Origin of the sequence: Psychrobacter sp. AOP30-A2-5 (assembly GCF_052378115.1) — a bacterium.
In the GTDB taxonomy this organism is placed as follows: domain Bacteria; phylum Pseudomonadota; class Gammaproteobacteria; order Pseudomonadales; family Moraxellaceae; genus Psychrobacter.
On the sequence record NZ_JBQSXK010000001.1, the window covers coordinates 314913 to 329816 of the forward strand.

General features: G+C 43.5%; 13 protein-coding genes. 6 read left to right on the forward strand and 7 right to left on the reverse strand.

The features are described from left to right. Nucleotides 1-62 precede the first annotated feature (62 nt). From ubiE to ACT3S4_RS01310, 4 genes are all read left to right on the forward strand, one after another. On the forward strand, nucleotides 63-1199 hold the full coding sequence (ubiE, locus tag ACT3S4_RS01295) for a bifunctional demethylmenaquinone methyltransferase/2-methoxy-6-polyprenyl-1,4-benzoquinol methylase UbiE (protein ID WP_444760249.1): 1137 nt from the start codon (nucleotides 63-65) through the stop codon (nucleotides 1197-1199). Between the two features lie 118 nt (nucleotides 1200-1317). After that, the gene (locus ACT3S4_RS01300) at nucleotides 1318-2022 is read left to right on the forward strand and encodes a ubiquinone biosynthesis accessory factor UbiJ (RefSeq protein WP_201560139.1); all 705 of its coding nucleotides are present in this window, start codon (nucleotides 1318-1320) and stop codon (nucleotides 2020-2022) included. A gap of 137 nt (nucleotides 2023-2159) precedes the next feature. Next, the gene (locus tag ACT3S4_RS01305; protein ID WP_201560140.1) at nucleotides 2160-3821 is read left to right on the forward strand and encodes an ABC1 kinase family protein; all 1662 of its coding nucleotides are present in this window, start codon (nucleotides 2160-2162) and stop codon (nucleotides 3819-3821) included. Nucleotides 3822-4178: 357 nt separating this feature from the next. After that, entirely contained in the window at nucleotides 4179-5594 is a 1416-nt protein-coding gene (locus ACT3S4_RS01310; RefSeq protein WP_201560141.1) for an FAD-binding oxidoreductase, read from the forward strand. Nucleotides 5595-5685: 91 nt separating this feature from the next. Here the strand turns inward: ACT3S4_RS01310 and ruvB are convergent, their stop codons facing one another. From ruvB to ACT3S4_RS01335, 5 genes are all read right to left on the reverse strand, one after another. Then, entirely contained in the window at nucleotides 5686-6666 is a 981-nt protein-coding gene (ruvB, locus tag ACT3S4_RS01315; RefSeq protein WP_045447074.1) for a Holliday junction branch migration DNA helicase RuvB, read from the reverse strand. 202 nt (nucleotides 6667-6868) lie between these two features. After that, nucleotides 6869-7489: a Holliday junction branch migration protein RuvA gene (gene ruvA, locus ACT3S4_RS01320; protein WP_045446946.1), complete on the reverse strand. Its 621-nt coding sequence runs from the start codon at nucleotides 7487-7489 to the stop codon at nucleotides 6869-6871. Between the two features lie 81 nt (nucleotides 7490-7570). Next, the gene (gene fba, locus ACT3S4_RS01325) at nucleotides 7571-8608 is read right to left on the reverse strand and encodes a class II fructose-bisphosphate aldolase (protein ID WP_045446949.1); all 1038 of its coding nucleotides are present in this window, start codon (nucleotides 8606-8608) and stop codon (nucleotides 7571-7573) included. Nucleotides 8609-9163: 555 nt separating this feature from the next. Continuing rightward, nucleotides 9164-9550, reverse strand: a complete 387-nt coding sequence (locus ACT3S4_RS01330; protein WP_055123806.1) for a hypothetical protein — start codon at nucleotides 9548-9550, stop codon at nucleotides 9164-9166. Between the two features lie 259 nt (nucleotides 9551-9809). Beyond that, nucleotides 9810-11024: a phosphoglycerate kinase gene (locus tag ACT3S4_RS01335; protein WP_193008298.1), complete on the reverse strand. Its 1215-nt coding sequence runs from the start codon at nucleotides 11022-11024 to the stop codon at nucleotides 9810-9812. Nucleotides 11025-11379: 355 nt separating this feature from the next. Between ACT3S4_RS01335 and ACT3S4_RS01340 the strand changes: the two genes are divergently transcribed. Further along, on the forward strand, nucleotides 11380-11709 hold the full coding sequence (locus ACT3S4_RS01340) for a TraR/DksA family transcriptional regulator (RefSeq protein WP_193008300.1): 330 nt from the start codon (nucleotides 11380-11382) through the stop codon (nucleotides 11707-11709). 48 nt (nucleotides 11710-11757) lie between these two features. On the opposite strand, the gene ACT3S4_RS01345 is transcribed toward ACT3S4_RS01340, so the two are convergent. Beyond that, nucleotides 11758-12426, reverse strand: coding sequence for a thiamine phosphate synthase (locus ACT3S4_RS01345; protein WP_444760250.1), 669 nt, complete (start codon nucleotides 12424-12426; stop codon nucleotides 11758-11760). 171 nt (nucleotides 12427-12597) lie between these two features. Further along, nucleotides 12598-13686, reverse strand: coding sequence for a serine hydrolase (locus ACT3S4_RS01350; protein ID WP_045451193.1), 1089 nt, complete (start codon nucleotides 13684-13686; stop codon nucleotides 12598-12600). Nucleotides 13687-14113: 427 nt separating this feature from the next. Between ACT3S4_RS01350 and ACT3S4_RS01355 the strand changes: the two genes are divergently transcribed. Continuing rightward, entirely contained in the window at nucleotides 14114-14749 is a 636-nt protein-coding gene (locus ACT3S4_RS01355; protein WP_055123802.1) for a response regulator, read from the forward strand. Nucleotides 14750-14904 lie beyond the last annotated feature (155 nt).

The window sequence follows — 14904 nt, forward strand, 5'->3', positions numbered from 1 at the left end:
GTTAGCTGCTATTTTATACCTTGCAAACCAATAATCATAAAAGTGAATCACAGGATAATGCTATGACCGATAACACCCATAATAACAACGCGCATCTCAATCAAAAACCTACCATCAATGGTCATTTACAAGATAAATTGGTCAGAGATAGCATCACCCACAATCAAAATATTACGGCACAGGTGCAAGCACGTCAAAGCTATGAAAATAATACCACGCTTAATACGGGTATTGATGCTGGCATCGAAAACAGCAAGAGAAATGACTTTACACAAGTCCAAGACCTACCAACGGGAACGCCACAAGGCCAACAAACCACTATGCCAAACCATACTACCAGCAACAACGCCAATAGCGACACTGTAGACAATACATCTGCACAAACACAAACCGCCAAACAAACACTTTTTAATCAGCGTGATGACATCAATAATCCACATACGCCTGATACTGACGGTAATGAAGAAACGCATTTTGGCTACAAGACCGTCAATAAGGCTGAAAAGCAAGCACGGGTCGCCGATGTTTTTACCTCAGTTGCCAAAAAATACGACATCATGAACGACTTAATGTCATTTGGTATTCATCGCCTATGGAAGCGTTATGCCATCAGCTTATCAGGCGTGCGTGCGGGTCAACATGTGCTTGATATCGCTGGCGGTACGGGTGATTTAGCCAAAGTCTTTAGCCGTGAAGTCGGCAGAAATGGTCATGTGGTGTTATCAGATATCAATGCCGCCATGCTCGAAGTCGGTCGTGAACGCTTAATCAATGCTGGCTGCAACAACGTCGATTTTGTATTGGCCAATGCAGAAACACTCGCACCATTTGATGACAATAGCTTTGATTTGGTCACTATCAGCTTTGGTCTACGTAATGTCACGGACAAAGACGCAGCGCTCAAATCTATGTACCGTGTACTTAAGCCAGGTGGACGTTTATTAATTTTAGAATTCTCAAAACCTGTATTTGAGCCATTGTCTAAGGCCTATGATTTATACTCATTTACCGCCTTACCTATTATGGGCAAGCTGATTGCCAATGATTCTGAGAGTTATCAATACTTGGCCGAATCGATTCGTATGCATCCTGATCAACAGACGCTGAAACAAATGATGCAGCAAGCGGGCTTTGAAAATTGTGATTATCATAACTTGACGGCTGGTATTGTCGCTGTCCATCGCGGCTTTAAAGCGTAAGATTAAGTTTTAAATTACATTACATAGTAATAGACATGCCATCACGTAAAATGGTGGCAACTGACCTTTACAAATGATGCGCTCTTTTAAGGCGCTCAACTGACTATGCGAGAGCCTTATGCTGACTGTTCTACTTTTGGCGGGTGCCGAAAAGCTGATTAACCTTGCTATTGCGAGTGATGAGATTACCAAATCAGGATTGGCACCGCTTGCTGGCAAAGTATTGCGACTCAATATGGCAATGCCTGAGATTCGTTTGGATATTTTATTCACTCATGAGCGTTTGCGTTTTGAGCCGGTGACAACCGAGAGTGTGTTTGAGCAAAGTGGCGCGATGAACGAGCACCAACAAGCCACTATGGAGCGCGCACGGATTGGTCATAGTCGCCCAGACTGTACCATTACTGTAGATAACCCAGCGCAACTGCTGAATCTGATGCGTGGTGCCGAAGGCAATTTACCTATCGCGGGTGATTATAAGGTACTCATGCAGCTCAAACAACTGGTCGCAGGTTTCGACCCAGATGTTGCAGGACAGCTTGAGCCATTTATTGGTAAGCCGATGGCCAGTCAGTTACATCTACTTATATCACAGCTAAAAGGTAGCTGGCGTCATAGTGCCAAACGCGCTTTTGATGACGTCAGCGACTGGGCTAATGAGGTAGCAGGTAATAGTGCTCCTGATCCTCTCGAGGCAGCAGAAGTAAACGATCTTAAGCAGCAACTGTTAAAGCTGCGGGCTGATGTCGAACGTGAAGAGGCCAAACTTGCTGCTATCAAAGATGAACAGGCACGTTTTCTCAATAACTCGTTTCATCAATAACTGTTGTCGTCGATGATCGCTAAATCCTATTATCGACAGCACTGTTTATAGATAAGTGCAATTTATAGACAAGCACAGTTTATAAATAAGTGCAGTGCCCACCCTATTTTCGACTTTCTTTAGAGTACCCATACCTCATGCTATTATCTCATCGCGCCCGTTTACTTGAGCTTTGGCGTATCGCCGCAATTTATCGCATCGATACTCATCTTTCTATCGAAGACGCGCCACAGCTGCAACCTTTGGCGCGTTTGATTCGCCTACATCCAGCGGCGTGGGGTAAAAAACACCAACCCAATGCGATTAAATATGCGCTTGAAGACATGGGCACGCTGTTTTTAAAGCTTGGCCAACTGCTGTCAACGCGTCGCGATTTAGTGCCGCCTGAGATTATCGAGCAATTGGTTCAGCTACAAGACAAAGTCAAACCTTTCAATTCTGATGTGGCCATTACCCAAATCCAAGACCCTAAACACGGTCTTGGTCAATCGATTGGCACATTGTTCGCACGCTTTGATGTCAAACCTCTAGCGGCGGCTTCTATTGCCCAAGTACATACTGCTGCATTGCATGATGGGCGTGAAGTAGTGGTAAAAGTGGTGCGTCCTGATATCCGCACCACCATCATTGCTGATTTTGAGCTACTACGCGAGCTGGCCGATTGGGCATCAGCGCGTATTGAAGCGGCACGTGCCATCCATATCGTCGATATTGTAGAAGACTATCGCCAAGTGATGTTAAACGAGCTGGATTTGACCTTAGAGGCAGACAATACCACTCAGATGCGCAACAACTTCTTGGGTTCCGCATTGATGTATGTACCAGAAGTCTATGATTCTGCCAAAAATGTGATGGTCATGGAGCGTATCCAAGGCGTTCCTATCTCGCAAGTTGCAGTGTTTGATCAACTTGGTTATGACCGAGCAGCACTAGCAGAAAAAGGCTTAACGATATTTTTTACCCAAGTATTCCGCGATAACTTTTTTCATGCCGATATGCATCCGGGTAATGTGTTTGTAGAGACGCCGCCGGTTAAAACACTCACCGCAGATATGGCAGCGGTTGACTTAGGACACGAGCCGCGCTATATAGGGCTTGATTGCGCCATCATGGGTACGCTATCAAAAGACGATCAGCTCATTGTGGCGCGCATGCTGTTGGCGGTGATGAATAACAACTTTACGGCGATGGTTGATATCGTCAGTAGAGCTGGCTGGATTCCACCAAATACAGACAAGCATGCCCTGATGCGCGATATGAAACGCACGGTTGGTCCAATGCTGCAAAAATCTATCAATGATATCGACTTTGCCGGTGTCTTAATGCAAATTTTAGATATCGCCCGTCGTCACCATATGAGTATCCCGCCGCAACTCATGCTGCTATTGAAGACCTTGGTTCATGTCGAAGGACTCGGTCGCGACTTGTATCCTGACCTTGATATCTGGTCACTTGCCAAGCCGATCTTAAGCAGTTGGATTAAAGAGCAGCTCGATCCGATGCGTAATTTGCAACAGCTGCGTCAGCAGTTACCAGAGATTTTATTATCGACGACTGATATTCCAAAGCTATTGGATCAAGGCTTACAAAGCCTTGCCTCACAAGGATCACGCCAAGACAGTCAACTGCGAGAAATACAACAAATTCGTGCGGATATGCTTAATGATCGACGCCGAGATTGGCTAGCACTGTCAGGTTTTGCCATTTTCATTGCCATTGCAACACAGGTTGTTGGCTGGCTCTCGCCTATCTTTTATATATTGGCTATTTTGGTTGTCGTTTGGCGTATTTTAGCCTAACGCTCTGTTATTTTTAATAAAAATAAGTATTGGTTAATAGCCAGTACTATCTAGGGCGTGTCATCAATTAGATTGTGAGGCTTAAAATGAGAAAAATTGTAGATAAACAAGGAAGAAATTGCCGTCAATATGAACATATTGACAAAATTACTGACGATGTTTAGCAAAATTTAGCCATTTTAAGGCCACTAAATACATTAATGTGCTAATTGATGACACGCCCTAGTATTTGTTCAATAAGCTCTCACTCACTTTCATTGCTTTTTAGTGACATTTAAAGTGAGTGAGAGCTTAGTTTTTACATTGCCTCATTTCTCATTGGCTCGGTAAAAAAGACGCCCTGTATAGGAATCACCCATGTCTACCGCTAAAATATCAATTGCTAAGAAAGACCACAGCGAGGCTATTGCTGCCTTACAAACTCGTTTCGGTAAACAACTTACTACCAATATAACGGTACGTGAGCAGCATGGGCATACGATGACGTGGCTTGCCAATCAGCCACCCGATGCCGTCTTGACAGTACAAGATAAGCACGAGGTAGCAGCTGCGGTGGAGATTTGCAATCAGTATCAAATGCCAGTGATTGCATTTGGTATTGGCTCATCCTTAGAAGGTCAATTAAATGCCCCATATGGTGGATTATGCATCGATATGCACGCGATGGATGCAATATTGCAGGTACATAATGAAGATCTGACCGTTACCGTACAACCAGGCGTCACACGTGAGCAGCTCAATCACTACTTACGTGATACCGGGCTGTTCTTTCCCATAGACCCTGGCGCCAATGCCAGTATCGGCGGCATGGTCGCGACTCGCGCCTCAGGCACCAATGCTGTCCGCTATGGCACCATGAAAGATGTGGTACTCGCGCTTGAGATAGTCACCGCTAGTGGAGAGATTGTCCGCACTGGTACCCGTGCCAAAAAATCTGCGGCGGGTTATGACTTGACGAGATTAATGATCGGCTCAGAGGGTACGCTCGGTATCGTCACCGAAGTCACACTTAAACTATTCGGCATCAGCGAATGTATTGGTAGCGGTATTTGCCATTTCCCAACGATTGAGGATGCCTGTCAGGCAGTAATGCTGACCATTCAAATGTGCTTGCCGATTGCACGCATTGAGCTACTTGATGCCATGCAAATTAAAGCCTGTAATCAATATGCCAATCTTGATCTGGATGAGACGCCTACCCTATTTGTAGAGTTTCATGGCACAGATGCCAGCGTCGCTGAACAAGCTCAACTGTTTACGGATATTATCGAAGAATTCGGCGGTCGTGACTTCGCTTGGGATACCAATGAAGCCGAGCGCAAGCGTCTGTGGCAAGCAAGGCATAACGCTTATCATGCCAGCTCTGCTTTACGTCCTGACGCCAGCGCCTTATCGACGGATGCTTGTGTGCCCATTTCACGATTAGCAGAATGCGTCAGTGCAACAGTAAAAGATATCGAAGCGTCGGGCATGATTGGGCCTATCGTCGGTCATGTTGGCGATGGTAATTTTCATGTTTTGTTATTAGTCGATACCGAAAACCCTGAAGAAATCGCTACTGCTGACGGCATTATCAGCCGCTTAGCTACCCGCGCTATTGAAATGGATGGCACTTGTACAGGTGAGCATGGCATCGGGCAAGGCAAACAAAAATATATGCAGCAAGAGCACGGTAACGCCTTAGTGCTGATGCAAGCGATCAAGTCAGCTCTTGACCCTAAAAACATACTTAACCCTGGTAAAATATGGCCTGTGGCTTTACCCACTGTTTAACTGTTGAATATTGCTGATAAGAAATCAAAGCCTAAAAATGCGCCTACGTTTAACTAGAGTATTAAACGTAGGCGCATTTTTTAGGCTAATTTCATAACATCTGATCAATCGCCATTTGCGTCAATACACGACCACGCGCCGTACGTAATACGTAGCCTTGCTGAATAAGGTATGGCTCAATCACATCCTCAAGCGTACCGCGATCTTCAGCCATTGCTGCTGCTACCGCTTCAACGCCAGCTGGACCACCATCAAAGCGTTCGTGCAATATCTCAATATAACGTCTGTCCAAATGATCAAGACCACGTCTATCAACTGCCAGCATATCGAGCGCACTGCCCGCAATCGCGCCATTGATACTACCGTCGCCTCTCACTTCAGCATAATCACGTACACGGCGTAATAGACGATTGGCAATCCTTGGCGTACCACGCGCACGGCGAGCAATCTCCACCGCGCCATCTTCACTCATAGGTACACGCATCAAACGTGCGGCACGACTCACAATCGTGGTTAGGTCAGCAATATTATAAAATTCGAGCCGCTGCACAATGCCGAAACGATCACGCAGTGGTGAGGTCAATAATCCTGCTCGCGTGGTTGCCGCGACTAAGGTAAACGGCGGTAAATCCAGCTTGATAGAGCGTGCCGCAGGCCCTTCACCAATCATAATATCCAGCTGAAAGTCTTCCATGGCGGGATACAGTATCTCTTCAATAACGGAACTCAATCGATGAATTTCGTCGATAAATAGCACATCACCCTCTTCTAGATTGGTTAGCATGGCTGCCAAATCACCGGGGCGTTCAAGCACAGGTCCTGAGGTAGAACGCAAGTTACCACCCATTTCACGAGCAATAATATTGGCAAGCGTCGTTTTTCCAAGACCGGGCGGACCAAAAATCAAAGTATGATCTAATGCCTCACCCCGACCACGCGCTGCGCCAATAAATACTTCCATCTGCTCACGTACCACTGGCTGACCAATATATTCAGCCAGTAATGCCGGTCGAATATTAGAATCAGGCGCATCGCCTGCCCCTTCGAATGGATTAATCAAACGATCTTGCATCATAGGTTTTATCATTATATTAAATCATTATTTTTAAAGAATAGGTATAAATAGCATAACCAAACGCTACGTATAAGTCATGCAAAACATCATAAAGCAGCGACTAAATAAAGCACAGCCTAAAACGAAAATAAGCGACAATGAATGTCGCTTATCTGTTTAAGACTTATTGATACTTATCAAGGGTAGTGAGCTATATGAATCAAAATCCTGACAACTGTTGCAATGTGGCTTTTAGTAAACCTTGCGTATCGGCAAAGGTATTACCATTACTCTTAGCAGCTTTAATCGCTTGCTGTGCCTCTCTTTCTTTATAGCCCAAGCTAATCAACGCGCCTTCTACCTCAGCGATGATGCTGCCCTCGTGAGACACCTCAGCAGGTTGCATGGCAAACTCTAAATGACTGCTATCGACTTCGATATTTTTCAGCTTATCTTTTAGCTCAATCAATAAGCGCTGCGCTGTTTTTTTACCGATACCGGGAATACGGGTTAATGCCGTCTCTGACTCTTGCTCGACATGCATCTTTAGCTCAGCAGCTGACATCGCAGATAGCATTGCTAACGCCATTTTTGCGCCAACGCCATTGATCTTGATCAATTGACGAAAGACGTCACGCTCTTTGCGATCGATAAAACCATAAAGCAGCTGCGCATCTTCACGTACATGAAAATGCGTCCAAATGCTCGCCTGCTCATTGAGACGCAACTGGCAAAATGACGGTAGCGGCAGCTCTATATCGTAGCCGACACCAGAAGTAGTCATGACACAGGCAGTCGGTGCCATCAAATACTGCACTTGACCACTAATCAATCCAATCATAATCCACTACCTCTATTAGAGCTATTATAAAAAATTAGCCTAGTTGCCACTCAATAACTAGCCGATATCTCTTAATTAAGCTTATTTATAAAAATCGACCATACCTTCAAGGCTAATTGGGCGAATTTTATGTGCCTGACCCGCAGAACCAAAGGCCTCGAAACGATTGGTACAGATATCTGACATCGCAACCATAGAGGCTTTGAAGTATTTACGTGGATCAAATTCACTCGGGTTTTCAGCAAGGAATTTACGAATAGCGCCCGTTGATGCTAAACGTAAATCGGTATCGATATTTACTTTACGCACACCATGCTTAATCGCTTCAACGATTTGCTCAACCGGTACACCATAAGTCTCACCGATGTTGCCACCATTTTCATTGATAACTTTTAACCACTCTTGCGGCACTGATGACGAGCCATGCATGACCAAATGGGTGTTAGGAATACGGGCATGAATCTCTTTTACACGCTCAATCGATAGGATGTCGCCTGTCGGTGGACGGGTGAATTTATAAGCGCCATGACTGGTACCGATAGCAATGGCTAACGCATCGACGTTGGTGTCTTTAACGAACTGTTCTGCTTCATCAGCACTGGTCAATAGCTGCTCGTGATCTAATACGCCTTCTGCGCCAGAGCCGTCTTCTTCACCAGCCATACCAGTCTCAAGACTACCTAAGCAACCAATTTCACCTTCTACTGAAACACCGCACGCGTGTGCCATCTTGACAACTTCGCGAGTCACGCTGGCATTGTAATCATAATCCATTGGCGTTTTACCATCTTCACCAAGCGAGCCGTCCATCATCACTGATGAGAAGCCAAGCTGAATTGAGCGTTGGCAAATCGCTGGTGACATACCATGATCTTGATGCATAACGACTGGAATATGTGGCCACTCTTCGATAGCAGCAATAATCAGATGACGCAAAAATGCAGAGCCTGCATAACTGCGTGCACCAGCACTAGCCTGTACGATAACAGGAGAATCACAGGCGTCGGCTGCCATCATGATTGCACGCATCTGCTCTAAATTATTAACATTGTAAGCAGGGACACCGTAGTTATTTTCGGCGGCATGATCTAGAAGTTGACGTAACGATATTAAAGCCATAAGACGCTCTCTGATTAAATTTTGAATATGATATTAAGAAATCATTCTTAAAAATACGATGTTGCAACAATTGCCCTAAAACCCTAGCCTGATAATAGTCAGACCAGCAAAAAACCAGTGTTTTTTGATCGTAATTATTACGCCGTGATTATAGCAAAAATTGCCAGCGCTTCGTAGCGGTTAACCGACTATTTCTTTCTTTGCTTGATTCAACAAACAGAATGATAGCGAGTTTTATAAAGGAACTTGATAAGTTCCATATGATACGCAGCTAATTGAAAAAACGGATAAACCTTGTGCACCATATTTTTGACTGACTAAGGCCTACCCTCAATTCAATCAATGGATATTTAAATGCGCTAAAGATGAGGACACACCCTAACCTCTAGATTATGATTTTAAATACAAAAAAGCCTTGGCTATCACCAAAGCTTTTTAAATATTTTGAGGGCTTATACAGCAATCAATATCTGCAACCAACAGCTTAATAAGCTATTCATCAATCAACAAATGAGTAGATCAATGGCTTAGGTTCAGTTGCTTATGTATTGATGATTAGTACTGTTGTTCTGCTTCTACTGCGTTTTCACTGGCTTTATTCTCAACAGCAGATGCGCCATCGGCAACCACTTCAGCAGTTTTGGCAACGGCTTCATTTGCGCCTACCACAACTGCTTCACCAGTGTTTTTTAGTGCATCTGTAGCAGCAACACCGGCAGTTTCAGCGCCTTCGGCAACTTCAGTACCAGCATCTTTTGCAGCAACTTCAGCTTCAGCAGCAGCGGCTTCTGTTTCAGCAGCGGCAGTATCAGCGTTAGCAGCAACATCATCACCAGCAGACTCAACTGCAGCTTCGGCGTTCTCTTCTGTTTGTTGGCTACATGCAGTGATTGCAAAAGTACCAGCAAGTACGCTAGCAAGTAATAAATGGCGTTTTAACATAATAAATCCCTCATAAATAAAGCATGTCAAATACATGATTTGCGCTATTTTATAGAGTGCAAATTAGACATGCAATCATAATTTTCAGTATAGAAACAAATAATTACTACTTAATAATAATGAGTGGCCACTGACTCTTATTTCTCTTAAAACAATAACATAAGAATAGTAGCCAAAATATTATTGATACAGCGTACATGAGATGATGAGGCTAAATTGTACGGCTAATGTTACTCATCTGCTAAATATCGTTAAAGCGTTACGCATCAACCTGTAGAGCAGCAACCGCAGGCAATACCTTGCCTTCTACAAACTCTAAAAATGCGCCACCACCTGTTGACATGTAGCTAACGCCATCTGCCACTTGATATTTATCAATTGCAGCAAGCGTATCACCACCACCAGCGATCGAAAATCCTTCGCTGTTTTTAACGGCATTTGCTATGATTTGTGTGCCCTGACCAAAAGCATCGACTTCAAAAACACCAACTGGACCATTCCATAAAATGGTTTTTGCGTTGATAATAGCATCCGCTAATTGCTTAGCACTTTCTGGAGCGATGTCCAATATCATGTCATTTTCGCCAATCGCATCGACAGATTTGATGGTCGCAGTGGCTTGTTGTAATGAGCCTGTGAAGTCAGCAAAATCAATCTCATTTTTATCAGCAACGACAACATATTCAGGTAATAAAATCTCAGTCTTAGTCATAATGTCACGAGCTGTCTCAACCAAGTCCGCTTCATAAAGTGATGCACCAACGCTATGACCTTGCGCGGCTAGGAATGTATTTGCAATACCGCCACCAACGATAATCTGCGAGCACAATTCAGACAAACTGTGCAGCACTTCTAGCTTTGTCGATACTTTTGAACCACCAACGATTGCCAACATTGGCTGTGCTGGGGTCTCAAGTGCCAAGCTTAACGCATCAAGCTCAGCCGCCAATAAAGGTCCTGCACAAGCTGTTTTTCCTGCTCGATGCATAGCTTGGGTAACGCCTTCTGTTGAGGCCTGTGCGCGATGTGCGGTGCCAAATGCATCCATCACGAATACATCGCATAAATCAGCGTATTTCTGTGCTAAATCCGCATCGTTTTTCTTTTCGCCCTGATTAAAGCGCACGTTTTCTAATAGCACGACCTCGCCTGCTTTAATTGCCACGCCTTCAGTAAGGTAGTCATTGTTTAAGCTAACGGGCTTTGATAACTCCGTGGCTAATTTATCGCTTAAATACTCAGCAACTGGTGCTAGCGAATATATCGACTCAGGACTGCCTTCAGTTGGACGACCTAAGTGTGAGCAAACAATAACGGCCGCGCCTTTTTCTAACGCCATCTTAATCGTAGGCAAACTGGCTTGCAGGCGTGCATCACTGGCGACTTTACCGTTTTTAATAGGCACATTGAGATCTTCACGAATCAACACCACTTTATCCGTTAAGCTCAGCTCACTCATACGCAAAAAATTCATTACCTGCTCCTATGCATCATCTCTTGTTAATCTATCGGTTGGCTTTTTACTCATTACTGAAAATATTTATCAAATCGGCTGCTCTTGTCCATGGCTGTATAAAAGCAACCAAGCAAGAATTTGAGGCGGTGTATTCTAGCAGTTTTCTAGCAAGTGCTCATAAAGAACGCACTATTAAATTTTACTCGGGCGTGTCCTCATTTTGAAAATGGGGATAAAAATAAGACAAATGGCTAAATTTTAATAAAAATCAGTAACATTTCGTGGTGGCACTTAGTAATAAGGCTGTTTAAGATGCTATTAGTACTGATAATAAATAATACCTACAATAAAAATAACCCATTAGGAGAACCCAATGAGTATCGACCTTCAAGCTGCCAAACAAGACCTACTGACACTTAAAGAAGAATATGAGACTCGTATCGATAAAATCGAAGATCATATCCAAAACCCGCAAGACGACCTCAATGAGCATTGGGAAGACCAAGCCATCTCTTATCGTCAAAACGACATGCGTACAAATTTGATGGTTGAAGCCCGTCAAAGTTTGATCTATGTCGAAAATGCACTAAGCCGTATTGAAAACGGGACTTATGGTAAATGTGAAGTCTGCGGTGAGCAAATTGAAGAACAGCGCTTACAAGCACTGCCTTACGCTACCCTATGTATGGAACATGCTGAATAACGACCCATTTTACTCTACGACAGCCATTCCAAATCAAAGTTCTAGTGATCAAGTAGGCATTTTCCATTGAGAGAATGCCTGCTGCCATTGTTGACAGCGCGCAGCGATTTGATCCACAGGCAAATCCATAATATCCCCAACGACCGCCACGTAAGTAATCCGCAAACCTGCCAGCTCGGTGACATTTTCTACCGTCAAGCCACCGATGACACATATCGCTATATTTTTCTGACAGCCATCTATGAGCTGCTGGCGCGAGATAATATTGGCGTTAGGTTTTGTATTTGAGGTAAAAATCGCACCCATAGCAGCATAGCTTACGCCCTCGTTTTTTGCTTCTTCAACCAGTTCTATCTTGCCATGACAAGTGCGTCCGATCACTTGGTTTGGTTGTAGTTCGTGCTTAGCATCGGCAACTTCGCCATCTTGTTGACCCAAATGCACACCAACGCCGAGCTTGGCAGCCAGTTTAATATTGTCATTGATGACGACTGGTACGCTGTACGCTTTCGCCAACTCAACTATTTGCCTAGCCTCTTCGTATAGACGAGACTCACCATCAGGTAGCGCCAATATCTGCTTGCGACGAATTTGTAACAGCGCAATGAATCCTGTTGCTAATGCTGCTTCTAATTTGCGATACAGCAGCGCAAACTCATCGTCATTGGTCAGTAAATATAGCTTTGGTGCTGATATAACAATCGATGTTTGAGTCATATTATTTTTCCTAGAATGTGTCCTCATTTTAAAAATGGAGATAAAAATGAGATAAATTTTTAGCCCTTGTAGAAGTCCATTGATTAAATTAAAGACACACCTTAAATTCAACACAATAAAAAGGCTGTTATATCGAATAACAGCCTTTTTATAAATGCTAAAACAGTAAAGTTATACCGTGCGGCGTGTCGCTAGACTGTTTAGAATATTTTTGGCATCACCCCAACGTGTGGCTGAGCTGTTCGCTCCTAAGATAACGATAATTGCTGGGCGGTTATTCACACGCGTTTCCATGACCACACAACGACCAGCTTCATTGATGAAACCTGTTTTTGAGATACCAATTGGATAATCACCGGCACGAACCAAGCTACTGGTGTTATTGGCTTTATAAGTACGGTTACCACTTGAGTAGTTAGACACATAAAAGTCATAGCTCTTGGTGGTCGAGAAACGACGAATTACGTCATAGTTACCCGCCGCACGAACCATTTTAACCAAATCGTTTGATGAAGCGACGTTACGCTTATCAAGACCCGTTGGATCACCAAAGAAAGCCGTGGTCATACCCAGATCTTGAGCCTTACGATTCATGGCACGTATAAAGGCAGTATAGCCACCTGGATAATTACGCGCTAAACTCTTTGCTGCTGGGTTTTCTGATTTCATCAATGCCATAAGCAACATCTCAGCACGATTCAAACGATCGCCTGATTTGAGGTTAGAGCTGGCACGCTTAGGACCGACGAAATCTTCTGGATCGAGTGTGAGCTCTTCACGCATATCGAGACCAGCATCCAATACGACCATGGCCGTCATCACTTTAGAGATACTGGCCATTGGACGTGCAATGTCAGCATCTTTTTCATAAATAGATTCGCCCGTTTCAGCATCGATGACCGCAACACTACGCGAATCAGTGCTGATCGGTATCATGTTACTGCTACCAAATGAGCCACGATACGTTGTATTGTAGCTATTACTGCTATTGTAACTGTTATTACTACTACCGAAGCTATTGGCGTTGGTGATACTGGTCGTACCATTGCCACTATCAACTTTCTTGATAGCTGAGCCTTTGGATTTATACATAATATTGCGTGCTTCAGACAAACTATCGGCACCGCCCCAACTCATGCGAGCACTAGAGCTAGTGTCAGCGCTACCATTAATAGTAAGTGCGGCTTGTGCAACACTGCCCAAACTCAATGAAATCATAGCAGCGATTAATTGCTGTTTGGTTAATGGTAGTTGCTTCATTATGCCTCCTGCTGTCACGATGCTGTTAATTAGAGAATCAGTTACATACTAACCAATAGCAACAACGTACGTAGCGTTTATGAATGGGTTTATAAGTACTCGTATAGAGTTTTTGTATTTTTAGTGTATCATGGTTTGCATTTAAGTTTAATGTATCAAGCTGATTTAATAATTTATTTTGGTGTAATTCAAATTTTACTACAACCACTTTATATTACAGAAACATTGACTCACATTTCAGCAATATATCTTAACTTTGAACACTGTAATTATTCGTTTTTTGTTATATTAAACAATGGTATCTATCTAAAAGATTAGCAATATTTTATTTTTTTCAAAAACTAAAAAAACGACTCTAATGATTTTATTTTTTGTCATTTAGCGTCAATAAAAGCCTTCATTCTGACAAACAACAAAGAGTATCGTTATGATTAAAGTACTGGTAGTAGATGATCATGATTTGGTGAGAATGGGTATTAGCCGCATGTTGTCAGATAGTATCGATATCGAAGTAATCGGCGAAGCGGACAGCGGTGACATGGCCATCAAATTGGCCAAACAATTGCGCCCTGATGTGGTTTTGCTTGATGTCAATATGCCTAATATTGGTGGGCTTGAAGCAACCAAACGCTTAATTCAGCTGGATATGGGTATCAAAATATTGGCCGTCAGCAGTATGTCAGCGCAGCCGTATCCTTCGATGCTTATCAAAGCGGGGGTCAATGGCTATATCACGAAGGGCACGCCGCTCGATGAGATGATTCGCGCTGTCAAAAAAATCTATCAAGGTGGTCGTTATTTTAGCCAAGATGTCGCTGAGCAACTGGCTGATGTTTTGCTGTCAGATAATGCCAACTCACCTTTTGACTTACTGAGTGATCGCGAAAAACAGGTGGCAATGATGGTTGTTAACTGTCAAAGCCCGCAGCAAATCGCCGATCAGCTATTTGTGAGTGTCAAAACCATCAACACTTACCGCTATCGTATTTATGAAAAAGTTGGGGTTGATAGCGATGTGAAGTTAACACATTTGGCCATTCGTCATGGTCTAATTCAGCCATAACTCATTAGGGCGTGTCCTCAGTTCAATTGATGGACATCTACATGGGCTGAAAATGGCTAAATTTTATCAAGTATCGTCAAATATCCCGATATTAATGACGATATATTCCTTGTTTGATTGTAATTTATCTCATTTTATCCCTATTTTTAAAATGA

Bases quoted from the DNA above. Each gene is read 5' to 3' on its own strand.
- ACT3S4_RS01340 (WP_193008300.1), top strand. From the start codon at position 11,380: ATGAGTATCGACCTTCAAGCTGCCAAACAAGACCTACTGACACTTAAA.
- ACT3S4_RS01335 (WP_193008298.1), bottom strand. From the start codon at position 11,024: ATGAATTTTTTGCGTATGAGTGAGCTGAGCTTAACGGATAAAGTGGTG.
- ubiE (WP_444760249.1), top strand. From the start codon at position 63: ATGACCGATAACACCCATAATAACAACGCGCATCTCAATCAAAAACCT.
- ACT3S4_RS01330 (WP_055123806.1), bottom strand. From the start codon at position 9,550: ATGTTAAAACGCCATTTATTACTTGCTAGCGTACTTGCTGGTACTTTT.
- ruvA (WP_045446946.1), bottom strand. From the start codon at position 7,489: ATGATTGGATTGATTAGTGGTCAAGTGCAGTATTTGATGGCACCGACT.
- ACT3S4_RS01355 (WP_055123802.1), top strand. From the start codon at position 14,114: ATGATTAAAGTACTGGTAGTAGATGATCATGATTTGGTGAGAATGGGT.
- ACT3S4_RS01300 (WP_201560139.1), top strand. From the start codon at position 1,318: ATGCTGACTGTTCTACTTTTGGCGGGTGCCGAAAAGCTGATTAACCTT.
- ACT3S4_RS01310 (WP_201560141.1), top strand. From the start codon at position 4,179: ATGTCTACCGCTAAAATATCAATTGCTAAGAAAGACCACAGCGAGGCT.
- ACT3S4_RS01350 (WP_045451193.1), bottom strand. From the start codon at position 13,686: ATGAAGCAACTACCATTAACCAAACAGCAATTAATCGCTGCTATGATT.
- ACT3S4_RS01345 (WP_444760250.1), bottom strand. From the start codon at position 12,426: ATGACTCAAACATCGATTGTTATATCAGCACCAAAGCTATATTTACTG.
- fba (WP_045446949.1), bottom strand. From the start codon at position 8,608: ATGGCTTTAATATCGTTACGTCAACTTCTAGATCATGCCGCCGAAAAT.
- ACT3S4_RS01305 (WP_201560140.1), top strand. From the start codon at position 2,160: ATGCTATTATCTCATCGCGCCCGTTTACTTGAGCTTTGGCGTATCGCC.
- ruvB (WP_045447074.1), bottom strand. From the start codon at position 6,666: ATGCAAGATCGTTTGATTAATCCATTCGAAGGGGCAGGCGATGCGCCT.